Source organism: Halanaeroarchaeum sp. HSR-CO (assembly GCF_024972755.1).
In the GTDB taxonomy this organism is placed as follows: Archaea; Halobacteriota; Halobacteria; order Halobacteriales; family Halobacteriaceae; genus Halanaeroarchaeum.
The window spans coordinates 656276-679872 of the sequence record NZ_CP087724.1; the positions used below are offsets into that span (position 1 = coordinate 656276).

Below are 23597 nucleotides of genomic sequence, written 5' to 3' on the forward strand. Positions count from 1 at the left end.
GCTCGTGGACTGGTCTCGTGGTGCTGGGGACGGTCGGTACGGGGTCGTCGTGGAAGGTGGCCGAACGATGAACTGCCGAACGGGATGAACAACCCGTTCGCGCCGTTCCGGTGGATCGGGTCCTGAACGCGGACTGCATCTCCGTCGGTCCGCTGGACAGGAGGACCAATTCGAACTCTTTTGTTGGAACCGACGGCGGCGGGGTGGGGAAGCTCCGATGTCGCGGAGACGCCCGATCGGCTCGACCAGTTCGACCACGGGTCGACGTGACCGAGAAATGAACGTGGGAGAGACCGACGATTCGGGCTCTCAGGAGGCCGTTCGAATTGCCTGCCCCCCGACGCCGAGAACGACTGCAGCGATGACGACGACGAAGGCAGCGAACTGCGTCGGCGTTCCCTGCATCAGACTCGTCCAGGGGTGATAGCGGGCGAACAGGAGGACGGCGATTACGACGGTGGCGACGATGCCGAACCACTCCCAGGGCGCCTTCTCCACCCCCGATCCTTCCGCGGTGGGGAACGTGATCTGGATGTTGAACCAGCCCAGGAAGCCGCCGAAGACACCGGCGAGGCTGATCCAGAGGAACTGGATCCACGGATTGATCGCCCAGGGACGCTCGACCGACTCCGCGAGAGCGCTCCCGAGCAACGGTTTCGGCTGATCGACTGCCGTCTCGTTTCTGGAACCGGTCCCGATCGATCGCCAATTCTCACCATTCGGAGCGGCCCACGTGCTGGCAAACCTGGACGTGTGAATGGTCGGTTCGCGCCGCTTGTCGGATCACGAACGTCTGAACGGCTCGCGGCTCTTCGGTGTTCAGGCGTCTCCGACGAGCTTCGCTTGCGCGATAATTAACTGGGCGTGTTCCTCCGCGTACTCCCTGCCTTTTTCACGGGCGATGAGGTTGATCGCCCGCTGCTCGGCCCGCGTTCGCCCTTCGTTCGCTTCATCTTCGGCCATTGTGATATCACTTTGGTCGACGTACAGATATCCATTGTGACCACACAGACGTTCCTTAGGAAACCTTGGCCCCTGAGAAGGACCTCAGTGCCGATACCCCCTAGAAACCTGGTGAGGAAATGCCCATATCGCAGTCATGGACGGACAATTTCATTACGCAAAGCGGCTTTCGGCACTGAGCGTTTCCTTTCCGCAGCGGGTATTCCTGCTGCTCGCGGTTCGGTCGCTGCGTTCTCGCTAGCTCACAGCAGAAGTGCCGCCTCCCGGATTTGAACCGGGGACAGCTCGATCTTCAGTCGAGTGCTCTCCCAGTCTGAGCTAAGGCGGCGCATCCAGACGGAAGCCGAGCATGGAAAAAAGGATTTCGACTTGGGCGCCGGAGCCGCCCTCCGCCAAACCGATAGATGGCTCTGGCACTGGTCACGAAGGCCACCGCGAAAACACTCGAAAACGGTTACGGCGTCGGGACTAGAACGTCTCCATCAGGAACGCCCAGTACTCCGTCGCGCCGAGGTACAGCGTGTACGCCAGGACGACCGGAATGACGACACGGACGACCCAGAGCCACCCGGTCGCGAGACCTTTGCTGGGCCCGCCCTTGGTAAGTTCGTCGACACCCTGGTCCGCGTAGACCCAGCCGATGAACAGCGACATCAGCAGGCCGCCGAGGATGAGCAGGATGTTGTTGGCGAACTTGTCGTAGACGTCGAGCCAGGTCAGGTCGATGGCCGTCGGGATACCGACCGCGAAGATGATGACGGCCAGGACCAGGGTCGCGTTACGCCGTTCGACGTCGAAGGTGTCGATGACGTAGGAGACGACGACCTCGAGGATGGAGAAGGCGCTCGTTAGCGCGGCGATGCCGAGGGTGAAGAAGAAGACGGCGCCGATGAGGCCTCCCGCCGGCAGCGAGGAGAACGCCGCAGCCAGGCTGATGAATACCGCACCAGCACCGCCAGCACCCGGTTCGACGCCCTGGGTGAACAGGAACGGGAAGACGACCAGCCCGGCGAGGAACGCGATGCTGGTGTCGACCACGACGATGGTTCCCGCGTCTTGCAGGAGACTGCGGTCCTCGCTGATGTACGACGCGTAGGTGACCATCACACCCATCCCCAGCGAGAGGGTAAAGAACGCCTGTCCCGCTGCGGCCGGGGCGATGGAGCCGAGATTCGAGAGGATGGTATCGAGGTTCGGCGAGAGGTAGTAGGCGTACGCCTCGCTCGAACCGGAGAGTGTGGCCCCGTAGCCCGCCAGAATGACGAGCAACGCGATGATCGACGGCACCATCAACTTCGCGGCCCGTTCGAGCCCGTCACGGACACCGAAGGCGACGATGCCTGCCACCAGGCCCATGAAGATGGCGTGGGCCACGATGGCGTTCGTCCCCGTGGCGGCCTGACCGAAGTACGCGGCGGCGTCGCCTGCGTACGCGCCCGTGAACGAGGACACGAAGTACTGGATCACCCAGCCGCCCACGACGCTGTAGTACGAGAGGATGATGAACCCTGCGAGTGCGCCGACGAAACCCGCGAACTGCCAGTTCGGGTTATCCAGCTCTTTGAACGCGCCGATGACGTTCCGGTTCGAACGCCGACCGATCACGAACTCCACTATCAGCACCGGCAATCCGATGAAGACGACGAACGCGAGATACACGAACAGGAACGCTGCGCCACCGGACTCGCCGGTGAGGAACGGGAACCGCCAGATGTTTCCAAGACCCACTGCGCTTCCGACTGCCGCGAGGATGAACCCGACACGGGTTCCCCAGGTTTCACGTACCATGTTCGTACTTGTTCACAATGAACATGGTATTAATAGTTTCCTTCGGGCAAATATTTCCAGCCGGGGGGAGTGACAGAATATTTCGATAGCCGCCGAGTATCGAGGGCGTTTGTGTGACCCGAACGGGCGACGGTGTTGGCGGGGTTGAATCGGCCCACTCAAGTCTATCCCTCCGTATGTCCCGAGCATGGAACCGGGGAAAGTCGACCGTGCGTTCTTCGACGAATACATCGGGTCACGGCTGGGTGCCGACCGTGACGACGTCAGACTCGGCCCGACGCATGGGGCGGATTTCGGCGTGATAGACGTCGGCGGGCACGTTCTCGCCCTCGCCACGGACCCGTTGTTCGTCCTTCGCGATCTGGGCCTCGAGCGGGCGGCGTGGTTCGCCTTCCACATCGTGGTGAGCGACGTCGCCCTCTCGGGCATCCAACCGACCCACCTCAGTGTCGACTTCAACCTCCCACCCTCGACCGACGAGGAGACGTTCGCGACCATCTGGTCGGTCTTCGACCGGGAGGCGCGTGATCTCGGTATCTCCGTCGCCACTGGCCACACCGGCGCCTACGCGGGGACCGCGTTTCCGACCATCGGGGGTGCGACCGGCCTCGCCGTCGGTCGGCCCGAGGATCTCGTCCTCCCCACCGGCGCATCCGCAGGCGACCGCCTCGTCGTCACCAAGGGACCCGCTGTCGAGACGACGGGCGTGCTCTCGACCGTCTTCGGTGACGCACTCGATCTCCCAGCTTCGACCCTCGACGCTGCTCGCGCACGCTTCGACGAACTGTCACCGGTCGAGGACGCGCTCACCGCCGCGGCCGCCGGCCCGGTAACTGCCATGCACGACGCGACCGAAGGCGGCATCGACAACGCACTCGTCGAACTGGCCAGCGCGAGCGACGTCGGTCTCGCGGTCGAGCGCGAACGCTTCCCCATCGGGGACGGCGTGCTGGAACTATGCGAGTACTTCGACCTCGACCCGTGGGTCTCGAGTAGCGAAGGGTCCGTCCTGATGGCCGTCAAGCCGTCCGGCGTCGACACCGTGCTCGACGCTCTCGACGCAGTCGGAATCCGGGCTGCCGAAGTCGGCAGGGTCACCGGAGGAGACGACGTCGTCGCGAACGGCACGGCCATCGAGGCCCCCGACCGAGACCCTTTCTGGCCCGCCTACGAGCGGGCCCGCCAGCGATACGGCGCCCCCGAACGGCGATAGCACAGGGATTTTATCCGCCGGTGGCGTCGGAGCGTGTATGACCCAATCGACGGGCCGGCCGACTCGGGGGTGGGCGCCGTGACCGGCATCGTCGACGAATTTCTCTCGTTGAAGGCCGACGCGGCGGCCGACCTCCTCGCGATGCAGGTGGGCGATTTCTACGAGTTCTTCGCCGAGGACGCCGAGACGGTCGCCGAGGAACTCGATCTCCAGCTATCGACGAAGTCGAGTCACGGTTCCTCGTATCCGATGGCCGGCGTCCCGGTCTCGGAACTCACGCCGTATCTCAAGGCGCTCGTCGAGCGCGGCTATCGCGTGGCCGTCGCCGACCAGTTCGAGGTCGACGGCGGTCACGAACGCGAGGTGTCCAGGGTCGTCACGCCGGGGACGCTCCTGGAAACCACTGCTGCGAGCGCCCAGTACCTGGCCACCGTCGTCCGTGACGACGATGACGCCTGGGGGCTCGCGTTCATCGACGTCACCACCGGCCGATTCCACGTCACTCAGGTAGCCACCGCGGGAGACGCCTACACGGAACTCTACCGCTTCGACCCCGTCGAGGTCCTTCCGGGGCCGCTGCTCCGCGGGGACGATGAGGCCGTCTCGACACTCCGCTCGCGGACCGACGCGACCGTGACCCTCCACGAGGCGAACGCGTTCGCCCCCGGGGCCGCCACCCACCGCCTTGAGCAGCAGTTCGGCGAGGAAGCGCTCCACAGCCTCGGCATCGAGCCAGGAAGCCCCGCCGTCCGCGCGGCGGGCGCGGCCCTCGATTACGTCGCCGAGACCGGTCTGGGCGTGAGTCGTTCGTTCACTCGTCTCCAGCCCTACCGCGCGGACGACCACGTGGAGCTGGACGCGACCACCCAGCGCAACCTCGAACTCACGGAGACGATGCACGGCGACGCGTCCGGGTCGCTCTTTTCGACCCTCGACCACACCGTCACCAGCGCGGGGGGTCGACTGCTCCGCGAGTGGCTCCAGCGACCACGCCGCTCACTCGACGAGATCGATCGACGGCAGGAGGCCGTGACCGCCTTCACCCAGGCGGCACTAGCCCGAGATTCCATCAGAGACACGCTCGCGGACACCTACGACCTCGAACGTCTCGCGAGCAAGATCGCCCATGGAAGTGCGGATGCGACCGACCTGCTCCACGTGCGAGACACGCTCGCGACGCTCCCCGAGGTGGCCAAGGCGGTCGAATCGACCCCCAGTCTCGCCACTTCGCCGATCGGGGCCATCGTCGACCGCCCGGACCGAGATGCGCTCGCGGACGTCCGAGACGAACTGGCCGACGCTCTCGTCGAGGATCCGCCGAAGACGCTCAGGCAGGGCGGGCTGTTCAAACGCGGCTACGACGACGATCTGGACGCCCTCATCGACGGGTTCGAGGAGGCAACCGACTGGCTCGATTCCCTCGCTCCGCGGGAGAAGTCCCGGCTGGGCATCACCCACCTCCAGGTGGACCGCAACCAGACCGACGGCTACTACATCCAGATCGGCAAGTCGGAGGCGGAGCAGGCCCCCGAAGAGTACCGCGAGATAAAGACGTTGAAGAACTCGAAGCGGTTCACGACCGACGAACTCGACGAGCGAGAGCGCCGGATCCTCCGCATCGAGGACGAACGGGCCGACCTGGAGTACGAACTCTTCGAGGAACTCCGCGATCGGGTGGCCACCGTCGCCGATGTCCTCCAGGACGCGGGACGCGCCATCGCCGAACTCGACGCCCTGGCCGGCCTGGCCACCCACGCCGTCGAGAACGACTGGACGCGCCCCGTGGTCACGGACGACGGCGAGTTAGACGTCGAGGCGGGTCGCCACCCGGTCGTCGAGCAGACGACCGAATTCGTCCCGAACGACGCCCGATTCACGGCGGGGAGACGGTTCCTCATCGTCACCGGCCCCAACATGTCGGGCAAGTCGACGTACCTGCGCCAGACCGCGCTGATCGTCCTGCTCGCACAGGTCGGCAGCTACGTTCCGGCCCGGTCGGCGACGGTCGGCATCGTCGACGGCATCTTCACCCGCGTGGGCGCGCTGGACGAACTGGCCCAGGGTCGCTCGACGTTCATGGTGGAGATGCAGGAGCTCTCGAACATCCTCCACTCGGCGACCGAGGACTCGCTGGTCATCCTGGACGAGGTCGGACGCGGCACCGCCACCTACGACGGCATCTCCATCGCCTGGGCGGCGACGGAGTACCTCCACAACGAGGTGCGCGCGAAGACGCTCTTCGCGACCCACTACCACGAGTTGACCCGCCTCGCCGACCACCTCGAGGACGTCGCCAACGTCCACGTCGCCGCGGACGAACGCGGCGGCGACGTGACCTTCCTCCGGACCGTCCGCGATGGACCGACCGACCGCAGTTACGGCATCCACGTCGCCGACCTCGCTGGCGTCCCCGACCCCGTCGTCGACCGTGCGTCCGGCGTCCTGGAGTCCCTCCGTGCCGACAACGCCATCGAGGCGAAGGGCAGCGGCGGCGGCGAACCGGTGCAAGCGGTCTTCGACCTCGGCTCCGGGGAGTTCAGCGCGAACGGCGGGAGCGACAACGACGCCGAGGAGACCGACGAGTATCTCGATCCCGAGCGCGAGGCCGTTCTCGAAGAACTCGCCGACTTGCCGATCAACGAACTCACGCCCGTGGAGGTGCTCTCCCGGGTCCAGGACCTCAAGAGACGACTCCAATGAGCGAGTACATCACCCGACTCGACGACCGGACGATCGAACGTATCGCGGCCGGCGAGGTGGTCGAACGTCCAGCCTCGGTCGTCAAGGAACTCGTCGAGAACAGCCTCGACGCCGGGGCCGACCGGATCGACGTCTCGGTGACCGGAAACGGAACCGACCGCATCGAGGTGGCTGACGATGGTCGCGGGATGAGCGAGGCCGACGTTCGTGCTGCGGTCGAGCAGCACACCACGAGCAAGATCCGAGACATCGACGACCTGGCTGCCGGGGTCGGGACGCTTGGATTCCGCGGCGAAGCGCTGCATACCATCGGCGCCGTCTCTCGGATGACCGTGACGACGAGACCACAGGACGGTGCAGACATCGGTACCGAACTCCGGATGGTCGGCGGCGAGGTCGAATCGGTCAGTCCCGCGGGCCGGCCACCGGGAACGACAGTCACCGTCGAGGACCTGTTCTTCAACACGCCCGCGCGGGAGAAGTACCTCAAGACCGACGCCACCGAGTTCGCGCACGTCAACCGGGTGGTCACGCGATACGCGCTCGCGAACCCCTCGGTCGCCGTGTCGCTCTCCCACGACGGCAACCGCGTCTTCGCCACGACCGGCCAGGGTGACGTCCGCGAAGCGATGCTCGCCGTCTACGGGCGCGAGGTCGCCGAATCGATGATCCCCGTCGATCACGAGACGACCGTCGCTACCGTGGAGGGGTACGTCAGCGACCCCGAGACCACCCGGAGCGCCAGAGAGTACGTCTCGACGTACGTCAACGGTCGGTATGTCAGGGACGGCGATCTGCGTGGGGCGGTCGTCTCGGCGTACGGCAAACAGCTCGCCGCCGACCGGTACCCCTTCGCAACGCTGTTCGTGGACGTTCCACCCGAGACGGTCGACGTGAACGTCCACCCCCGGAAGATGGAAGTCAGATTCGACGACGAGACGGCCGTCTACGGGACGATCGAAGACGCCGTCGAGGACGCTCTCCTCGACCACGGACTCGTTCGGAGTAGCGCACCGCGTGGCCGCTCTGCCCCTGACGAGACGCCAGTGGGACCGGAAGGTCACCACGATGGCGACCTGGCGGATGAGGCGACGGCGGGGGCGACCGACCCCGAGAACGTCGTCAGGGAGGGCGATTCGCCGAACGGAATCACGGGGTCAGAATCCGATACGGCGTCAGGGGGCCCCACGCGGTCGAGCAGTGACGCTGGGGCGGGGCAGCCGACGGCGGCCGCCGACTCCACGGGAGAACCGGTAGGTGACGCCACCGATCGTTCCCCGGACGGCCCGACGACGGACACCGACACCGCCCCAGCGCCACCGTCGAGCGATGCCGATGCGGACCGCAAGTTCGCTGGACCGCTCGAGCACCCGGGGCTGACCGACGTCGAATCGACCACGGACTTCGAGACCCTCCCGCCACTTCGCGTGCTCGGCCAGGTCCACGACACGTACGTCGTGGCCGAGTCCCCCGACGGACTGGTGCTCGTCGACCAGCACGCGGCGGACGAGCGCATCAACTACGAACGCCTCGCGAAGCGACTGGCGACCCGGCGGGACTCCCAGACGCTGGTGTCGCCCGTCGAGGTGGCACTCACCGCCCACGAGGCGAGCGTCTTCGACGAGGCCCTGGTCGACCTGCGCGCGGTGGGATTCGAAGCCCATCGCGACGACCGGACCGCGGTCGTCGAGGCCGTTCCGGCCGTGCTATCGGATGCTCTCGATCCGTCGCTGCTCAGGGACGTGCTGGCGTCGTTCCTCGAAGCGGACGAGCGCGACCTCGTCGACTCGGCGGCCGACGCGCTTATCTCCGATCTCGCCTGTTATCCGTCGATCACCGGCAATACGTCGCTGTCCGACGGGGACGTCGTCGCCTTGCTCTCCCGTCTGGACGACTGCGAGAATCCCTTCTCCTGTCCACACGGCCGTCCCGTCATCATCGAATTCTCCGAGCAGGAACTCAAGGACCGCTTCGAACGCGACTATCCGGGACATCAGGTTCGTCGTCGGGAGTGACCGCCTACAGTTAAGGGCGATCCATTGGTAGAGACGTCCATGTCCGAAGACGATTTGGAGTCAGTGGATACTGGGACGGCGGAACCAACGGTCGAACCGCTCGGCGTGAAGGTCGGCAGTACGCGAACCGTCGTGGCGGAAGCCGGTGGCCAGCAGCCGACGGTGCATCAGGCCTTGACGTGTCTCGCGACGTACGAAGACGCCCTCACGGGGGAGACGGAAGTCGTCTTCGGCGAGGAAGCTGCCGCCGAATACCCGGATCGCGTAACGTACATGCTCCGGTCTGGCCTCCCGGAGGACGACGAGGGGACGAACCAGACGAGCACCTATCTCCGCGAGTTCGCCGAGTCACACGCGCTCCCCGAGAACAGCGCCGTGGTCCTGGCGGTCCCGACGATAGACAACCCCGCCGGTCTCGACCGACTCGAAGCCGCCATCGAGGACGGTCCGATCGGCCGTGATGGCCTCCGAAGCTATCCGGAATCGCTCTGCGGGGCGGTGCCCGCTCTCGGTGACGACCTCGAGGCGATCAACGAGACGTTCGTCGCGATCAACATGGGATCGACCAACCTGGAGGCGTCTGCGTTCCGTCGCGGTGAGCAACTCGCCTCCTACACGACGGGGGCCGTCACCGGGACGGCCGTCGATCGGGCCATCGCCGCGAACGTCGAGGAGGAGACACAGGGACGGGTCAACATCGACCTCCAGACCGCTCGCGAGTACAAGGAAGCCCACGCCAGTTTCGACGAGTACGAACCGTTCGACGACGTGATCCAGCAACCCGGCGGCGGCACGTACGAGTACACGATCGAAACGAGTGTCCCGGACGCTATCGACGACTACCTGGACGAGGTCGTCGACCACGTGGCTAACGTGTTCCTGACGGAGTTGGCCAACGATACCGTCAAGATCTATCGGCACGCCCTCGATCGTGAGGTCGTTCTTACCGGTGGGATGGCCTGTATCCCGGGGATCGTCGACGAGTTCGCGACCCGACTCGGCGAGGAACTGGGCCGGGACGTCGATGCCGTTGCCCCCGCGGAGCCGGATGCGGCCGCGGCGATCGGGGCGTATCGGATCGCCGATCGGCTCGTCGACATGGATCAGTTCTGACGTGGAGACGAACCATCACGTCGTCGCGGGGGACGCCCGCGACCTGCCGCTCGCCGACGAGTCGGTGGCGCTAGTCGTCACGTCGCCGCCGTATCCGATGATCGAGATGTGGGACGAGACCTTCTCCGCGCTGGATCCGGCCATCCGAGACGCTCTCGCGGCGGAAGACGGTGCCCAGGCCTACGACCTGATGCACGAGGTCCTCGATGCAGGCTGGCGGGAAGTCGCCCGAGTCCTCTCGCCCGGCGGCATCGCCGCCATCAACGTCGGCGACGCGACGCGGACGGTGAACGGCGACTTCCAGCTGTATCCGAACCACGCCACGGTGCTCTCTTCGCTTCAGGACGTCGGCCTCTCGCCACTGCCGGACGTCCTCTGGCGGAAACCCGCGAACAGCGCGGCGAAGTTCATGGGCTCGGGGACCATCCCGCCGAACGCCTACGTCACACTGGAGCACGAATACATCCTGCTGGCCAGGAAGGGCGGGCTGCGCCGTCCCGACAGCGACCGCCGCGGCCGGAGTAGTTACTTCTGGGAGGAACGCAATCGCTGGTTCTCCGACGTCTGGGAGGTCCGTGGCGAGCGACAGGCCCTCGACATCGGCCCACGGGATCGGACGGGGGCGTTCCCCTTCGCGATCCCGTACCGACTGATCAACATGTACTCGGTGCAGGGGGACACCGTCCTCGACCCGTTCTGGGGGACGGGGACGACGACGCTCGCGGCGATGGCGAGTGCTCGCCAGTCGGTGGGCGTCGAGGTCGAAGCCGACCTCGTCGAGGGCTTCGACCCGAAGCAGGCAGACGTGTGCCACCTCGCCAGCGAACGGAGCCGCGAGCGACTGGACGCCCACCGTCAATTTGTCGCCGACTGCGAGGAGACGCCGGGCTACGAGGCGACGAACTACGACACCAGGGTCGTCACGAAACAGGAACGCGACATCCACCTGCCGACCATCGAATCGGTGGACCCGACGGCCGCCGGCTGGCAGGTGTCACACGGCTGGCTCGACGGGTAGGTCACTCGATGGCGCAGCTATCGACGTACTCGACGTCGGCGACCGAGTCGATCGCCGGGTCGTCGCCACAGACCGGACAGTCGGGATTGCGCTTGATCTCGATCTCGTCGAACTCCATGCGTTCGGCGTCGTAAAAGAGGAGTCGGCCATCCAGGCGCTCGCCCACGTCCATGATCCCCTTGGTCACCTCGGTCGCCTGAATGGTGCCGATGGTGCCGGGGACCGCTCCCAGGACGCCGGCGGTCGCGCAGTCGGGGACGGTGCCCTCGGGTGGGGCTTCCGGGAAGAGACATCGATAACAGGGCGAATCGTCGCCACCGTCGAAGGTCGTGACCTGCCCCTCGTAGCGGAAGACCGCGCCGTGGGAGAACGGGACTCCCGCGAGCGTGCACGCGTCGTTGACGATGTATCGGGTTCGGAAGTTGTCGGAGCAATCGACGACGTAGTCTTTGTCGGCGACGAACGCCTCGGCGTTCTTCGGGGTGAACTCGACGTCGTGGGTGACGACCTCGACGTCCGGATTCAAGCCGCGAACGAACTCGGCGGCGGATTCGACCTTCGACCGTCCCTGGTCCGCGTCGCGATGGATGGTCTGGCGCTGGAGGTTCGACCGCTCGACGACGTCGTCGTCCACGATGTGCAACGTGCCCACGCCGGCCGCCGCGAGGTACTGGATGACGGGGGAGCCGAGTCCACCGGCGCCCACGACCAGTACCTCGGCGTCGAGGAGGGCCTTCTGTCCGGATGGCCCCATCCCGTCCATGATGATGTGACGGGCGTATCGATCGAGTTGGCGCTGGTCCAGATCGAGGTCGGTCATGCCAGTCCCTTGGGTCGGGGGTATGAAAACGTGGTCGCTCCCACAGCGAACGCTTTGGGAGCGTGGGAAGTCTGAGAACTGTACTGTGACGAAACGAACTTACTGGCGCGTCAGATTGGTGGCGCGCGGGCCCTTGGGGGCGTCGTCGATGTCGAATTCAACGTCCTGGCCCTCTTCGAGGTCGGGGCCGTCGATGTCCTCCATGTGGAAGAAAACGTCGTCGTCTGCGTCGTCCGTAGCGATAAAGCCGTAACCCTTCCGCTCGTGGAAGAAGTCAACCGTACCTTTTGCCATTACAATACCCCGTAGACGGGGCCGAGGGATAAGGCTTCCTTGAGTCGTGGTACCGCGGGGGTCGGGGCGTCGCGGCCCTGGGACCCTCCCAAAGAGATAACACGGTCGCCAAAAGCGTTGGACGTATGGCAGATTCGGCGGCCGGGATTCACCTACCTTGGGGGCGTCCGCGTGTCTGAGGTGTCGTCGGCGGGGACCGGGGACGAGTCGGGCGGCGTGTCGACGGAGCTCTCCCGCGACATGAGCCTCTTCGACATCACCTTCATCGGTGTCGGCGCGATGATCGGTGCGGGGGTCTTCGCGCTCACCGGTTTCGCGGCCGGTATCGCCGGCCCAGCGCTCGTGCTGGCGTTCGCCCTGAACGGGTTCGTGGCACTATTCACCGCCGTCTCGTACGCGGAACTCGGAGCGGCCTTTCCGGAGGCCGGTGGCGGGTACCTCTGGGTCAAGGAGGCGCTGGTCGACCCGAACGGCTTCTTCGCCGGGTGGATGAGCTGGTTCGCGCACGCGGTCGCCGCCTCCCTGTACGCCGTGACCTTCGGCGCCTTCTTGCTCGAATTCATCATCTACGGAACGTCCCTGAGCCACGGATTCACCTTCTTCGGGGTCATCACGCCGGGGGTCGTCGACAAACTGCTCGCAGTCCTGCTCGTCGTCGCCTTCACCTACATCAACTTCATGGGGGCCGAAGAGACCGGGAAGGCCGGTATCGTGGTCACGGTGATCAAGGTCGTCATCCTCGCCGTCTTCGTCGTCTTCGGCTTCAGGGCCACGCTCGCGAACCCGACCTGGCCCCAGAAGTTCCTCACGAACCCCAGTTTCGCCCCGGCGGGCGCCATCGGCATCATCGGGGCGATGGGATTCACGTACATCGCCTTCGAGGGGTACGAGATCATCGTCCAGTCGGGTGAGGAGGTCGTCGACCCCGGTGAGAACATCCCCAAAGCCGTCTTCTACTCGTTAGCGATCGTCGTCCCCATCTACGTCCTGGTCGCGTTCGCGGCCATCGGCGGCATCGACGTCACGGCGGAAGCACTCGAACTGGCCCAGCCCTTCGCCGGCGCACCGCCGGAGTACACCTGGCAACTGCTCGGGGAGATGGGTGAACTGGGGATCATCCGTGCGGCCGGACAGTTCGTGCCCTACGGCATCCCGCTCCTGCTCGTGGCCGGGTTGACCGCCACGATGAGTGCGCTGAACGCGACCATCTACTCCTCCTCGCGGGTCTCCTTCGCCATGGGGCGGGACCGCTCGTTACCCGGGTTCTTCGACCGGATCCACCAGGGTACCCGCACGCCACACTGGGCCATCTTCCTCTCCGCGGTGCTCATCTCCGGGATGGCCGTCCTGCTCCCGATCGAGGCCGTCGCCGCCTCGGCGGACATCATGTTCATCCTCCTGTTCGTCCAGGTGAACTGGACGCTGATACGGATGCGCCAGACTCACCCGGATCTCCCGCGCACCTACACGGTCCCGTACATGCCGTGGCCACCGCTCATCGGCATCGGGCTCCAGTTGCTCCTCACGCCGTTTCTCATCCGGGCGCTGGGACTGGAGGCCATCGGCGTCGGGTCCGGGAACCACGGGTTGGTCGCCCTCGTCACGACGGCGCTGTGGATGGGTCTCGGTCTCACGGTCTACTTCGGATACTCGAAGCAGAAGGAGACTGAGAAACTCGAACGGGATTCGCCAGCCGTCGTCTCCGAGCGCACCCCGGCCGAGACGGACTATCGGGTCCTCGTCCCCGTCGCGAACCCGGACACGGTCGAGCAGTTGATGCGGACCGCCATCGACGTCGCTCGGGAGAACGACGGAGAGATTCAGGTCATGAATGTCGTTACCGTCCCACAGCAGACGCCGCTCTCGGAGGGGCGCCAGTTCGTCGACGAAGAGCGAGTGGTCCTCGATCGTGCCATGGCAATCGGTGCGGACGCCGACGTGCCCACGAGTGGAACCATCCGCATCGGTCACGACGTCTCACAGGCCATCCTCAACACCATCGATCACCTGGACGTCGACGTCGTCCTCATGGGGTGGCGAAGCAGGCCGAGACGGCGTGACTTCGTCCTCGGCAGCAACGTCGACCCCGTGGTCACGCGAGCACGCTGTGACGTCCTCGTCGAACGGATCGAATCGGGGTCGCAACCGGTCGAATCGATCCTGGTGCCAACGGCGGGCGGGCCCCACGCGGATCTCGCCGCGGAGGTGGCGCAGGCGGTCGCCCATGCAACGGGCGCCTCCATCCGGGTCCTTCACGTGGTCGACCCTAGCGCGACGAGCGCAGCGCGTGACGACGCCCGGGAGATGATCGACGAGACCGTCGGCGAATTCGACGAGACGGTACCGGTCGACGGGGTCGTCGTCGAGGGCGACGACGTGGTGGGCACCATCGTCGAGAAGACCGCGGAGTACGACCTGACCCTCATCGGCGCGACCAGGGAGGGGCTGTTCCAGCAGTTGCTGTTCGGTGCTCTGCCGGAGACGGTCGCCGAACGCGCACAGAGCACCGTCATCATGACGAAGCGGAACCTCGGCATCGGTACCCGAGTGAAACGGTGGTTCCGCCGCCGAAACCAGCACTGAGTGGGCTCAGGGGAGCGCGGCCGCCAGTTCCTCGACGGGATGCGGTGGCGACTCCTCGACGACGTCGCTATCCCCGAACTGGGTTCGACACGAGGCACCCGGCGTCGTCACGCGCTCGCCCTGGCTTTCCTCGACCTGCTGGAAGACGATGTCACCGACGGTAGTGCTCAACTCGTAGTGGTCTGCCTCGTAGCCGAACGTACCCGCCATCCCGCAGCAACTCGAGTCGAGTTCGTCGACCGCATAGCCCACTCGCTCCAGCACGCGGGCCGCGTGGTGGTCGGTGCCGACGCTCTTCTGGTGGCAGTGGCCGTGGTAGGTGAGCGAGATGTCCGGGGCGTCCCACTCGATGGCATCGTCGAGGTCGAACGCGTCGACGTACTCCATGATCCCGTAAGTGTTCGTCCGCAGTGCGGAGACGTCGTCGTGGTCGGGGAGCAGGTCGGCGTACTCGTCTTGCACCATGACCGCATCGGAAGGCTCGACGTAGACCACGTCCCATCCCGCCGCCACCTTCGGCGTCAGCGTCTCGACGGTGTCGCGGGCCTGCTCGCTCGCCCGGTCGAGGAGGCCGTTCGAGTACGCCGCCCGGCCGGTGTCCCCTGCGTTCGGGGCGAGTTCGACCTGACAACCGGCCGCCTCGAGGACCTCGATTGCTGCCTTTCCTGGCCCCGGGTCCACGTAGTTCGTCGTCGGGTCTGGAACGAGGCACACCTGCCGCTCGGCATCGGCATCCGTGGGCGGTGCGGACCGCCCCTCGTCCCAGCGCTCCAGGGTGTCCCTCGTGAACTCCGGGAGGGACCGTTCCGCCGCGATACCGAGGGTCGACTCGAGAACGCTTCTGGCTCCCGGTATCTCCGTCACCCAGTTGCTGACCGGGGCGGTCAGCGATCCGATCCGGGAGACGGTCTCGATGTTGCCGAAGAGTCGCTCGCGAACCGTGATGCCGTTTCGCTCGTGGTATTCGTGTTTCACCTCCACCTTCAGTTTCGCCAGGTCGACGCCGGTCGGGCAATCCGACGTGCAGCCCTTACAGCCCAGACACACGTCGAGGACTTCCGACGAGAATTGCTCCGTGTACAGTTCGTCGGCTGGCAACTCGCCACTGATTGCGGCCCGGAGCAGGTTCGCGCGCCCCCGCGTCGACTGTATCTCTTCCTCGGTCGCCCGGTAGGTGGGACACATCACGTCCTGGTTCGTCTGTCGGCAGGTCCCACAGCCGTTGCAGAGTTCGACCAAGTGGTCGAAGCCCCCCTCAGCTTCGAAGGACTGGACGGTCGCTGGTTCGATGGACTCGTATGCCGGGCCGTATCGGAGGTCCTCGCGCATGTCCGCCGGGTCGTCGTCCCTGAACACGACGACCCCCGGGTTCATGCGCCAGTCGGGGTCGGCGGCCGACTTGATGGCCTTGAACCCTTCCCAGAGCGCCGGGCCGTACATCTTCGGGTTGAACTCCGTCCGAGCGAGCCCATCGCCGTGTTCGCCGGAGAACGACCCGTGATGCTCCCGGACCAGGTCGGTGACGTCCTGGCTGATGGCGCGCATCGTCTCCACGCCCGCTTCCGCCTTGAGGTTCAGTATCGGGCGGATGTGGAGGGTTCCGGCGCCAGCGTGGGCGAAGTAGGCCGCGCTCGTCCCGTGCTCTGCGAGGACGTCCTGGAACTCGGCGACGTACGTCGCCAGCTCTGCCGGCGGGACGGTGGCGTCCTCGATGAAGGGGTACGGCTTCGGATCGCCCGGGAGGCTCATCAACAGGGGGATGGCTGCCTTCCTGAGCTTCCAGAGCGCAGCCTGTTCTGCGGGTTCGAGGGCCACGATGCGATCGAAGGCCGCTCCCCGCTCGAGCAGTCTATCGTCGACCCGTTCGATGGCCGCCTCGAAGTCCGAGACCAGTTCGTCGTCGAATTCGACCATGAGGGCAGCGGTGGTGCCGTCCGGGATCGGTTCCACGTATCGATCGAACTCGTTCGAATCGGCGGCCATGTCGAACAACGTCTCGTCCATCAGTTCGACCGCGCTCACGTCGTACTCCAGGGCGACCGGGACCGCCCGCATCGCGGCGAGCAGGTCGTCGAAGGCGTAGAGGGCGAGGGCGGTCCGCTCGGGTCTCGAAACCAGGTCGAGCGTCGCGGCGACGACCGTCCCGAGACTCCCCTCGGCCCCCACGAAGAGGGTCGCGAGGTTGATACAGCGCTCGTCGTCCTCGTTGGTGTAGACGACCGCGTCGAGGTTGTACCCCGAGACGACGCGTTTGAGGTCCGGATACCGGTCTTCGATTGCCGCTTCGTTCGACTCGACCACCTCCCGAACCGTTCGGTAGAGGGCCGCCTCGAGCGAGTCGCCAGTCGAGAGGTGGGTCCATTCGTCGCTGTCCAGGACGACTTCGCGCGCCTCGATGGTCGACCCGTCCACGAGAATCGCCCGGACCGATTCCACGTAGTCTTGAGTGATCCCGTACCGGACCGAGTGGGCGCCCGTGGAGTTGTTACCGATGATGCCACCGATCGTGGCCCGGTTCTCGGAGGCTGGATCAGGTGCGTACTTCAGTCCCTCCTGCTCGAGGCGCCCGTTGAGGTCGGCCAGGACGACGCCCGGTTCGACGGTGACGCGCTGTTCCTCGGCATCGACGGCCAGTATCGAATCCATATGCCGGCTCAGATCGAGCACTATCGCGCCTTTTCCGACCGTCTGTCCCGCCAGCGACGACCCCGCACCCCTCGGGACGATGGGCACGTCGTGTCTGGCGGCGATCCGATGGACCGCACGGACGTCGGCTTCGTCCCGTGGATAGACCACCCCTGCCGGCCGTGACTGGTAGATACTTCCGTCGGTCGCGTACAGGATCTGTGTGTACTCGTCGAAGCGGACGGCGCCGCTGACCCCATCCTCGAGTGCAGCAGCGAGTCCGGGATAGCTCTCTGTCTCGTTCCCACCCGCGGCGTGGCTCTCGTGACCGTCGGCAGTCGTGCCAGTCCTTCCCGTGGCCATGGTTCACAGTCACGGCCCGGGTGTATTTGTGCGTTTGTGTGACACGTGACTGCCACGGCGGCGTCGCTGTCCGAGACCGGTAGAACGCGGGAAAAAATGGCGGCGATTCGGCTCGTTCAGGGAAGCGCGGCTTCGAGTTCCTCGGCGGGGTGTGGTGGCTGCCCGTCCGCCACGTCACTGTCCTCGAACTGGGTGCGACAGGAGGCGCCGGGAGCGCACACTTCGTCGCCGTCGCTTTCCTCGACGAGATCGAAGACCTCCTGGCCGACGGCCTTGCTCATGGAGTGGTGTTCGGCCTCGTAGCCGAAGGATCCGGCCATCCCACAGCACCCGGAGTCGAGTTCGTCGACCTCGTAGCCGACTCGTTCCATGACCTCCGCGGCGTGGTGGTCCTTGTTCGTGCCCTTCTGGTGGCAGTGGCCGTGATAGGTCAGGGTCTTCTCGGGTGCGTCCCAGTCGACGTTCTCGTCGAGATCGAAGACGTTCACGTACTCCGTGACACCGTAGGCGTTCTCGGCGAGCTCGTGGACGTCCGACCCCTCGAGGAGGTCCAGGTAGTCCGACTGGGCCATGACCGCGTCTGACGGCTCGACGAACACGACGTCCCAGCCCCTGCGCACTCGTGGGGTGAGGGTGTGGACGTTCTCTCGTGCGGTCTCGCGGGCGGCGTCGATGAAGGACTTCGAATAGGCCGGCCGGCCGCTGTCGGTCTTCTCGGACAGTTCCACGTGCACGCCCGCCGCCTCGAGCACGCGGATGGTCGCCTTGCCCACGTCGACGCGGCTGTAGTTCGTGTAGGTGTCGGCGAAGACGATGGCCTTCCGCTCGGCAGCCGACTCGGGGACCTGCGCGCCGCCGCGGCTCTCCCACCACCCTTCGAGGGTATTCCGGGTGAACTTCGGCAGCGACCGCTCCTCGGCGATGCCGATGGTCTTCTCGAGGAGGGTCCGGGAACCGGGGATCTTCGTCGCGTTGTTGGCCAGTGGCGCGAACGTCGAGGCCAGACTGGCGAGCGAATCGACGTTCTTGAAGAGCTTATCGCGCAGGCTCGAGCCGTGGCGGTTGTGGTACTCGTTGACCACCTCGGCTTTGAGTTTGGCCATGTCGACCCCGCTCGGGCAGTCGACCTTGCAGCCCTTACAGGAGATACACAGGTCAAGTACCTCGGAGACGAACTCTTCGGAGACGATCTCGTCGGGGAGTTCGCCGTTCATCGCCGACCGGAGCATGTTCGCCCGGCCGCGGGTGCTCGTGATCTCCTCATCTGCAGCCCGATAGGTCGGACACATCACGCCGCCGGTCGTGTCGGTGTATCCGGTACAGCCGGCACAGCCGTGACAGAGCTCCGTCATGCCCTGGAACCCGTTCTCGTTGTTCCAGTTGAGTTCCGGCTCGAAGGGGACCTCGAAGTCGTAGTCCGGATCGTACCGGAGGTCCTGGGTCATATCCGAGATGCCGGCTTCGTCGCCGCTGACCTGGCCGGGGTTGAGGATCCAGTTCGGGTCGAAGGTCTCCTTGAGATCGCGGAAGGTCTCCCAGAGGTGCTCCCCGTAGAACTTGCGGTTCCACTGGGTGCGCGCGCGGCCGTCGCCGTGTTCCCCGGAGACAGACCCGTCGTATTTCATCACGAGATCGGTGACGTCGTCGGCGATCTCGAGCATCGTGTCGACGCCCTCCTGGGTCTTGAGGTTCAACAGCGGCCGGATGTGGAGGACCCCTGGGCCGGCATGGGCGTAGTACGAGGCGAAGGTGTCGAGTTCGTCCAGCATCTCCTGGAACTCCGCGACGTACTCGGCGAGGTTCTCCGCGGGGATGGCGGTGTCCTCGATGTACGGCCAGTGTTTGTCGTCGCCGGTGTTCGACAGCAGGATCGGCAGGCCGGCCTTGCGCATCTTCCAGAAGTCCGCCTTGCGATCCTCGTCGTAGGCTTCCATGACGTCGACGGCGTTCCGGTCGGCGTCCGTGATGCTCGCAGCCCCGTCGCTGGGTTCGACGGTTGACTCCGCGTCAGGGACCCGATCGGCGATAAGATCGGCGACCTTCTGTTGGCCCTCGGCTTCGGATTCGGCGTAGAACTCCACCAGCAACGTCGAATCGGTCCCGTCGGGCAGCATCGCGACGACGTCCGAGAACTCTGGTGTCTCTCGGGCCATCTCGAGGAAGACGTCGTCCATGACCTCGACGGCCGAGGGGTCGTGTTCCAGGATGGGGGCGACGTCGCGCATCGCGTCGAGCACGTCGTCGTAGGTGAGCATCGCGACCGCAGTGGTCTCCGGGATCGGTTCCAGGGAGACCGTCGCCTCGGTGATGACCGCCAGCGTCCCCTCGCTGCCGGCGAGCAGTCGGCCCATGTTGATTTCGCCGCGTTCCTCCGCGTCCTCGACGATGACGTCCAGGTTGTACCCGGAGACGTTCCGCTTGAGATCGGGATAGCGCTCGTGAACCTCCTCGGCGTCCTCCTCGATGATCGTCTCGACGGCGTCGTAGATCTGCGCCTCGAGGTCACCGTCGGGATCGGCGGCCGCCGAGAGCTCGTCGAGGTCCATCCAGCCGAATTCGGTGACGGTCCCGTCGGCCAGGACCGCCGTTATCGATTCGACATACCCGTCGGCCTTGTCGTATTTCAACGAGTGCGCGCCGGTCGAGTTGTTGCCGATACAGCCACCGAGGACGGATTTATCGCCCCAGGCGGGGTCGGGAGCGTACTTGAGCCCTTCCGATTCGAGTTCGGCGTTGAGTCCGGCGATGGTGATTCCGGGCTGGGCCGACGCCGTTTTCGCTTCGGGGTCGAAGTCGACGAAGCCGTCCATGAATCGCTTGAAATCGAGAACGACGGCCTCGTTGACGGTCTGACCCGCTAGGCTCGTCCCGCCGCCCCGCGGCAGGACGGGGATGTCGCGTTCGTTGCAGTACGAGACGATCGCCGCCACGTCCGCCGTCGTCTTGGGTCGGGCGACGCCGATCGGCTTCTTCTCGTAGATGCTCGCGTCCGTCGCGAATAGCTGTCGTGAGTACTCGTCGAACTGCACGTCCCCGTCGATCCGCTCGTCGATGGCGGCCGCGAGGTCGGGATCGGCCGTCTCTCCGCCTACGTGATCGTAATCGGCTCGCGTGTCGAGGTGCGGCTCGGGCACGTCGCCGAACTGAGATGCCATACTCCTGTGGAGTATCGCCACCACCATAAAACTCCTGAAAAACCGTAGTAGAGCACTCAAAAACAGTGAAAACGGCGTATCCGGTAGTCGGGTGCGAACGCCGAAACGGGGAGGTGTGGTGCCCGATCTAGAACGGCGCGTTGGGCAACACGTAGACGAAAATCATTCCGAGGAAGCCGGCCCACAGCGCGAAGATGGTGGTCGGAACGATCGTCTTGCGGAGCATGTCACCTTCGCGGCCGGCGATGCCGGCGACCCCACCGATCGCGGCGAGGTTGAGCACGGAGATCATGTTCCCGAGGCCGCCACCGGTGTTCTGCAGGGCGACCATGATCGTCTGGGAGAGACCGACGTCACCCGCAGCGTTGAACTGCAGTACGCTGAACAGGATGTTCGACGAGGTGTTCGACCCGGTCATGAACGACCCGAGGGCACCGATCCACGGGGCGACCATCGGAAGCAGGCCACCGGCGATGGCGGCGAGGGCCTGTGAGAGGGCGTCCATCATTCCGATGAGGTCGGCCGTGTTGACCTGCGACTGGATCATGACCTGGGTCATCGAAACGGCCACGATGAGGGTCAGTGCCGCAGGGATGGTCTGTTCGACGGAATCCTTCCAGGCGGTGACCATGCCGTCGGTGTCCATGCCGTGGAGGAATCCGGTCAGGATGGCGATGGGCAGGAAGGGGAAGGTGCCTGGCAGGTAGAGGTAGCGGATCGACCAGCCGAGGTCCTCGTAACCGAGGACGTTGAAGCCGAACGAGTACGAACTGACGATGCTGACGATCTGCTGACCGTCGATGATCAGCGTCGGCCAGCGAGTGACCAACAGCAAGAGCCCGACGAGCAGGTACGGCGTCCACGCCATCAGCACGGACATCTCCTTGCTCGGCTTGTCGCCCGCGATCTCGTCGAGATCCAGTCCGCCACGCCAGGTATCGTTCCACTTCGAGCTGTCGGGGAAGTCCCAGGTCCCGGAGGGAATCAAAATGTCCTGATTCGCCATGACCATCCCGACGCCGAGGACGACGAACCCGGCCGCGATGTCGGGCAGGGCCGGCCCGAGGAACCAGGCGACGCCCCACTGAACGACGCCGGCGACGATACCGAGAGTGAAGGCGAAGGGGGCGATGGGGAGCGAGGTACGGAGGGCCGCTCCGATCGACCGCTCGTCTTCGCTACCGAACCAGTAGACGAGCAGGACGACGCCGAGGAAGCCCCAGAAAACGAACGTGAGTCCGGTAATGAGCCCGGTCCAGGCGCCCGAAAGCACCTCGAAGGCGGAAACCGTCATCTCACCAGGCAGCATGCCGTCGGTCACGACGGCACCGATACCGCCGATGACCGGCGTTCCGGCCGCCCCGAACGGCGGGTTCGGCGCGTTGAAGAAGAGTCCGAAAACCGCCGCACCCAGCGGCGGGAAACCGAGGCCGATGAACAGCGGTGCGGCGAGCGCACCTGGGGTGCCGAAGCCGGCCGCCCCCTCGATGATGGTCTCGAACCCGAGACCGATGAGGAGCAACTGCACGCGCCGGTCGCCCTCTATCTGGGTGAAGTGCCACCTGATCGTGGAAATGGCGCCACTTCCGTCGAGGTAGTTCATCAGGAGAATGGCGCCGAAGACGATGAGCGTGATGTTGATCGCCTGGAGCCCACCGAAGATGGCCGAAGCAGCCCACCATGTCGGCTCCATCTGCCAGATCCCGAAGCCGAGGACGGTTGCCAGTACCCAACCGACCCCCATCGCCCTGACGGCAGACCAGCGAAGCCCGACCATCAGTGCGAACGCGGCAGCGATCGGGATCGCCCCCGCGATCGCGAGCGACGCGACACTATACGCCATCGTTGCCTGTCACCTCCGCTGGATTACTTGGATTTGAACGCCGCTGCGCCTCAGACGGTCTCGAATATCGATCCGGTGTCGGACGGTAGTTCATACTGAAATCATGCCAGGCCCATTCTGGCATCCGGTTAACGCCGGTCTACTCTCATAAAGGTTGCTAAAAAATCGTGGTAATCGCGAATTCTGCCGGTTCGTGTCGTCGCACTCACTGGTGGGGTGGTCGGGGAGCACACATCCCTTGTCGGTAGGGCGCTTTTTTCTCGTCACGTAAATGTCGCCCGGATCATTCGTGTGTGAAGGCTATTTCTTGGGATAGAACGTCGATTACGGTCGTTGAGGAATTCTTCCGTAGACTGGTTCCGGACCACGCTACCGTGCCGTTTGGGGTCCTATACATTCGACTGAGGAGGCCTCTACACACGAATTGTACGGTCTGCTATACGAGTGTAAAGGCTTATACAGTCGAGTGAGAAGGGTATTCCATGGCCTCCGGCGACCGCGAGCGCAACCAGCACGGGCAATTCGCCGATCGGATGCCTCCGGAGAGGGTCCTCTCGGTCTTCGAACAGCGAGATGATCGGGCGCGTCCCCTCACTGCGAACGACCTGATCGACGCACTGGACTGTTCCCGGCGGACGGCCCACGACAAACTCAACGAACTCGTCGAAGAGGGAATCCTCGAAACGCGAAAGATCGGGGCCCGCTGTCGAGTCTGGTGGATCCCGATCGGCGGGGGGTCGAGGGGGTCGGAGTCCACGAGTTCCGATCAGGAGGAGGTCCAGCGACCCCTCGCGGTGGAACAGCGGGTTCGCGACATGGAACTCCCGGGCAGCGGTCCTCGACTGCTGGACCGTCAGGCCGCCATCCTAGCTGCCTACGACTATCTCCGGGCTCACCCATCGGCGAAGAAATCCGACTTTCTCGAAGACGTCTATCCGGATCACCCGGCGGGCTTCTCGACCGCCGAGGGCTGGTGGAACGTCATCCAGCCGGCGCTCAAGGAACTACCCCAGGTCGATCCGCCGAAAGAACGCGGCCACATCTGGCACTTCCTGGGCGGGTGAGACGCCCGTTTTCATGGGGTGGCCACCGCTACCGGTCGAA

At 65.2% G+C, this 23597-nt stretch carries 15 protein-coding genes and 1 tRNA gene; 7 read left to right on the top strand and 9 right to left on the bottom strand.

The features are described from left to right. Positions 1 to 309 precede the first annotated feature (309 nt). From HSRCO_RS03480 to HSRCO_RS03495, 4 genes are all read right to left on the bottom strand, one after another. Complete coding sequence (locus HSRCO_RS03480; protein ID WP_259519016.1) at positions 310 to 651, bottom strand: hypothetical protein; 342 nt, start codon at positions 649 to 651, stop codon at positions 310 to 312. A 168-nt stretch (positions 652 to 819) separates the two neighbouring features. After that, positions 820 to 963, bottom strand: coding sequence for a hypothetical protein (locus tag HSRCO_RS03485; RefSeq protein WP_259519017.1), 144 nt, complete (start codon positions 961 to 963; stop codon positions 820 to 822). A gap of 254 nt (positions 964 to 1217) precedes the next feature. After that, a tRNA-Phe gene (locus HSRCO_RS03490) sits at positions 1218 to 1291 on the bottom strand. Between the two features lie 140 nt (positions 1292 to 1431). Beyond that, entirely contained in the window at positions 1432 to 2751 is a 1320-nt protein-coding gene (locus tag HSRCO_RS03495; RefSeq protein ID WP_259519018.1) for a sodium-dependent transporter, read from the bottom strand. A gap of 187 nt (positions 2752 to 2938) precedes the next feature. Here HSRCO_RS03495 and HSRCO_RS03500 point away from each other — a divergent pair, with 187 nt between their 5' ends. The 5 genes from HSRCO_RS03500 to HSRCO_RS03520 all read left to right on the top strand — a co-directional run bounded on the left by HSRCO_RS03500 (position 2939) and on the right by HSRCO_RS03520 (position 10810). Next, positions 2939 to 3964 carry an AIR synthase family protein gene (locus HSRCO_RS03500; protein WP_259519019.1) on the top strand — a complete coding sequence of 342 codons (1026 nt, stop codon included), beginning with the start codon at positions 2939 to 2941 and terminating at the stop codon, positions 3962 to 3964. A 69-nt stretch (positions 3965 to 4033) separates the two neighbouring features. Continuing rightward, entirely contained in the window at positions 4034 to 6664 is a 2631-nt protein-coding gene (gene mutS / locus HSRCO_RS03505; RefSeq protein WP_259519768.1) for a DNA mismatch repair protein MutS, read from the top strand. Continuing rightward, the gene (mutL, locus tag HSRCO_RS03510) at positions 6661 to 8679 is read left to right on the top strand and encodes a DNA mismatch repair endonuclease MutL (protein ID WP_259519020.1); all 2019 of its coding nucleotides are present in this window, start codon (positions 6661 to 6663) and stop codon (positions 8677 to 8679) included. Before mutS ends, mutL begins: the two co-directional genes overlap by 4 nt. A gap of 39 nt (positions 8680 to 8718) precedes the next feature. Next, on the top strand, positions 8719 to 9792 hold the full coding sequence (locus tag HSRCO_RS03515; protein ID WP_259519021.1) for a hypothetical protein: 1074 nt from the start codon (positions 8719 to 8721) through the stop codon (positions 9790 to 9792). A gap of 1 nt (position 9793) precedes the next feature. Beyond that, complete coding sequence (locus tag HSRCO_RS03520; protein ID WP_259519022.1) at positions 9794 to 10810, top strand: site-specific DNA-methyltransferase; 1017 nt, start codon at positions 9794 to 9796, stop codon at positions 10808 to 10810. A gap of 1 nt (position 10811) precedes the next feature. On the opposite strand, the gene HSRCO_RS03525 is transcribed toward HSRCO_RS03520, so the two are convergent. Together HSRCO_RS03525 and HSRCO_RS03530 are read right to left on the bottom strand one after the other, a co-directional pair. Continuing rightward, positions 10812 to 11630 (bottom strand): SAMP-activating enzyme E1, encoded by an 819-nt coding sequence (locus HSRCO_RS03525; protein WP_259519023.1) that lies wholly within the window; start codon positions 11628 to 11630, stop codon positions 10812 to 10814. A 99-nt stretch (positions 11631 to 11729) separates the two neighbouring features. Continuing rightward, positions 11730 to 11924: a cold-shock protein gene (locus tag HSRCO_RS03530; RefSeq protein WP_259519024.1), complete on the bottom strand. Its 195-nt coding sequence runs from the start codon at positions 11922 to 11924 to the stop codon at positions 11730 to 11732. A 240-nt stretch (positions 11925 to 12164) separates the two neighbouring features. Between HSRCO_RS03530 and HSRCO_RS03535 the strand changes: the two genes are divergently transcribed. Beyond that, on the top strand, positions 12165 to 14507 hold the full coding sequence (locus HSRCO_RS03535; protein ID WP_259519769.1) for an amino acid permease: 2343 nt from the start codon (positions 12165 to 12167) through the stop codon (positions 14505 to 14507). Positions 14508 to 14513: 6 nt separating this feature from the next. Here HSRCO_RS03535 and HSRCO_RS03540 read toward each other — a convergent pair whose 3' ends face one another. From HSRCO_RS03540 to HSRCO_RS03550, 3 genes are all read right to left on the bottom strand, one after another. Continuing rightward, entirely contained in the window at positions 14514 to 17495 is a 2982-nt protein-coding gene (locus tag HSRCO_RS03540) for an FAD-binding and (Fe-S)-binding domain-containing protein (RefSeq protein ID WP_259519025.1), read from the bottom strand. Between the two features lie 116 nt (positions 17496 to 17611). After that, complete coding sequence (locus HSRCO_RS03545; RefSeq protein ID WP_259519026.1) at positions 17612 to 20650, bottom strand: FAD-binding and (Fe-S)-binding domain-containing protein; 3039 nt, start codon at positions 20648 to 20650, stop codon at positions 17612 to 17614. A gap of 127 nt (positions 20651 to 20777) precedes the next feature. Next, on the bottom strand, positions 20778 to 22493 hold the full coding sequence (locus HSRCO_RS03550) for an L-lactate permease (RefSeq protein WP_259519027.1): 1716 nt from the start codon (positions 22491 to 22493) through the stop codon (positions 20778 to 20780). A gap of 482 nt (positions 22494 to 22975) precedes the next feature. Here HSRCO_RS03550 and HSRCO_RS03555 point away from each other — a divergent pair, with 482 nt between their 5' ends. Further along, a complete protein-coding gene (locus HSRCO_RS03555; RefSeq protein ID WP_259519028.1) occupies positions 22976 to 23557 on the top strand; it encodes a helix-turn-helix domain-containing protein in 582 nt (193 codons plus the stop codon). Positions 23558 to 23597 lie beyond the last annotated feature (40 nt).

What these genes read in the sequence shown, in the direction of transcription:
- HSRCO_RS03545 (WP_259519026.1), bottom strand. Translation starts at nt 20,650, where the DNA reads ATGGCATCTCAGTTCGGCGACGTGCCCGAGCCGCACCTCGACACGCGA.
- HSRCO_RS03550 (WP_259519027.1), bottom strand. Translation starts at nt 22,493, where the DNA reads ATGGCGTATAGTGTCGCGTCGCTCGCGATCGCGGGGGCGATCCCGATC.
- HSRCO_RS03540 (WP_259519025.1), bottom strand. Translation starts at nt 17,495, where the DNA reads ATGGCCACGGGAAGGACTGGCACGACTGCCGACGGTCACGAGAGCCAC.
- mutL (WP_259519020.1), top strand. Translation starts at nt 6,661, where the DNA reads ATGAGCGAGTACATCACCCGACTCGACGACCGGACGATCGAACGTATC.
- HSRCO_RS03485 (WP_259519017.1), bottom strand. Translation starts at nt 963, where the DNA reads ATGGCCGAAGATGAAGCGAACGAAGGGCGAACGCGGGCCGAGCAGCGG.
- HSRCO_RS03500 (WP_259519019.1), top strand. Translation starts at nt 2,939, where the DNA reads ATGGAACCGGGGAAAGTCGACCGTGCGTTCTTCGACGAATACATCGGG.
- HSRCO_RS03495 (WP_259519018.1), bottom strand. Translation starts at nt 2,751, where the DNA reads ATGGTACGTGAAACCTGGGGAACCCGTGTCGGGTTCATCCTCGCGGCA.
- HSRCO_RS03555 (WP_259519028.1), top strand. Translation starts at nt 22,976, where the DNA reads ATGGCCTCCGGCGACCGCGAGCGCAACCAGCACGGGCAATTCGCCGAT.
- HSRCO_RS03515 (WP_259519021.1), top strand. Translation starts at nt 8,719, where the DNA reads ATGTCCGAAGACGATTTGGAGTCAGTGGATACTGGGACGGCGGAACCA.
- HSRCO_RS03530 (WP_259519024.1), bottom strand. Translation starts at nt 11,924, where the DNA reads ATGGCAAAAGGTACGGTTGACTTCTTCCACGAGCGGAAGGGTTACGGC.
- HSRCO_RS03535 (WP_259519769.1), top strand. Translation starts at nt 12,165, where the DNA reads ATGAGCCTCTTCGACATCACCTTCATCGGTGTCGGCGCGATGATCGGT.
- HSRCO_RS03525 (WP_259519023.1), bottom strand. Translation starts at nt 11,630, where the DNA reads ATGACCGACCTCGATCTGGACCAGCGCCAACTCGATCGATACGCCCGT.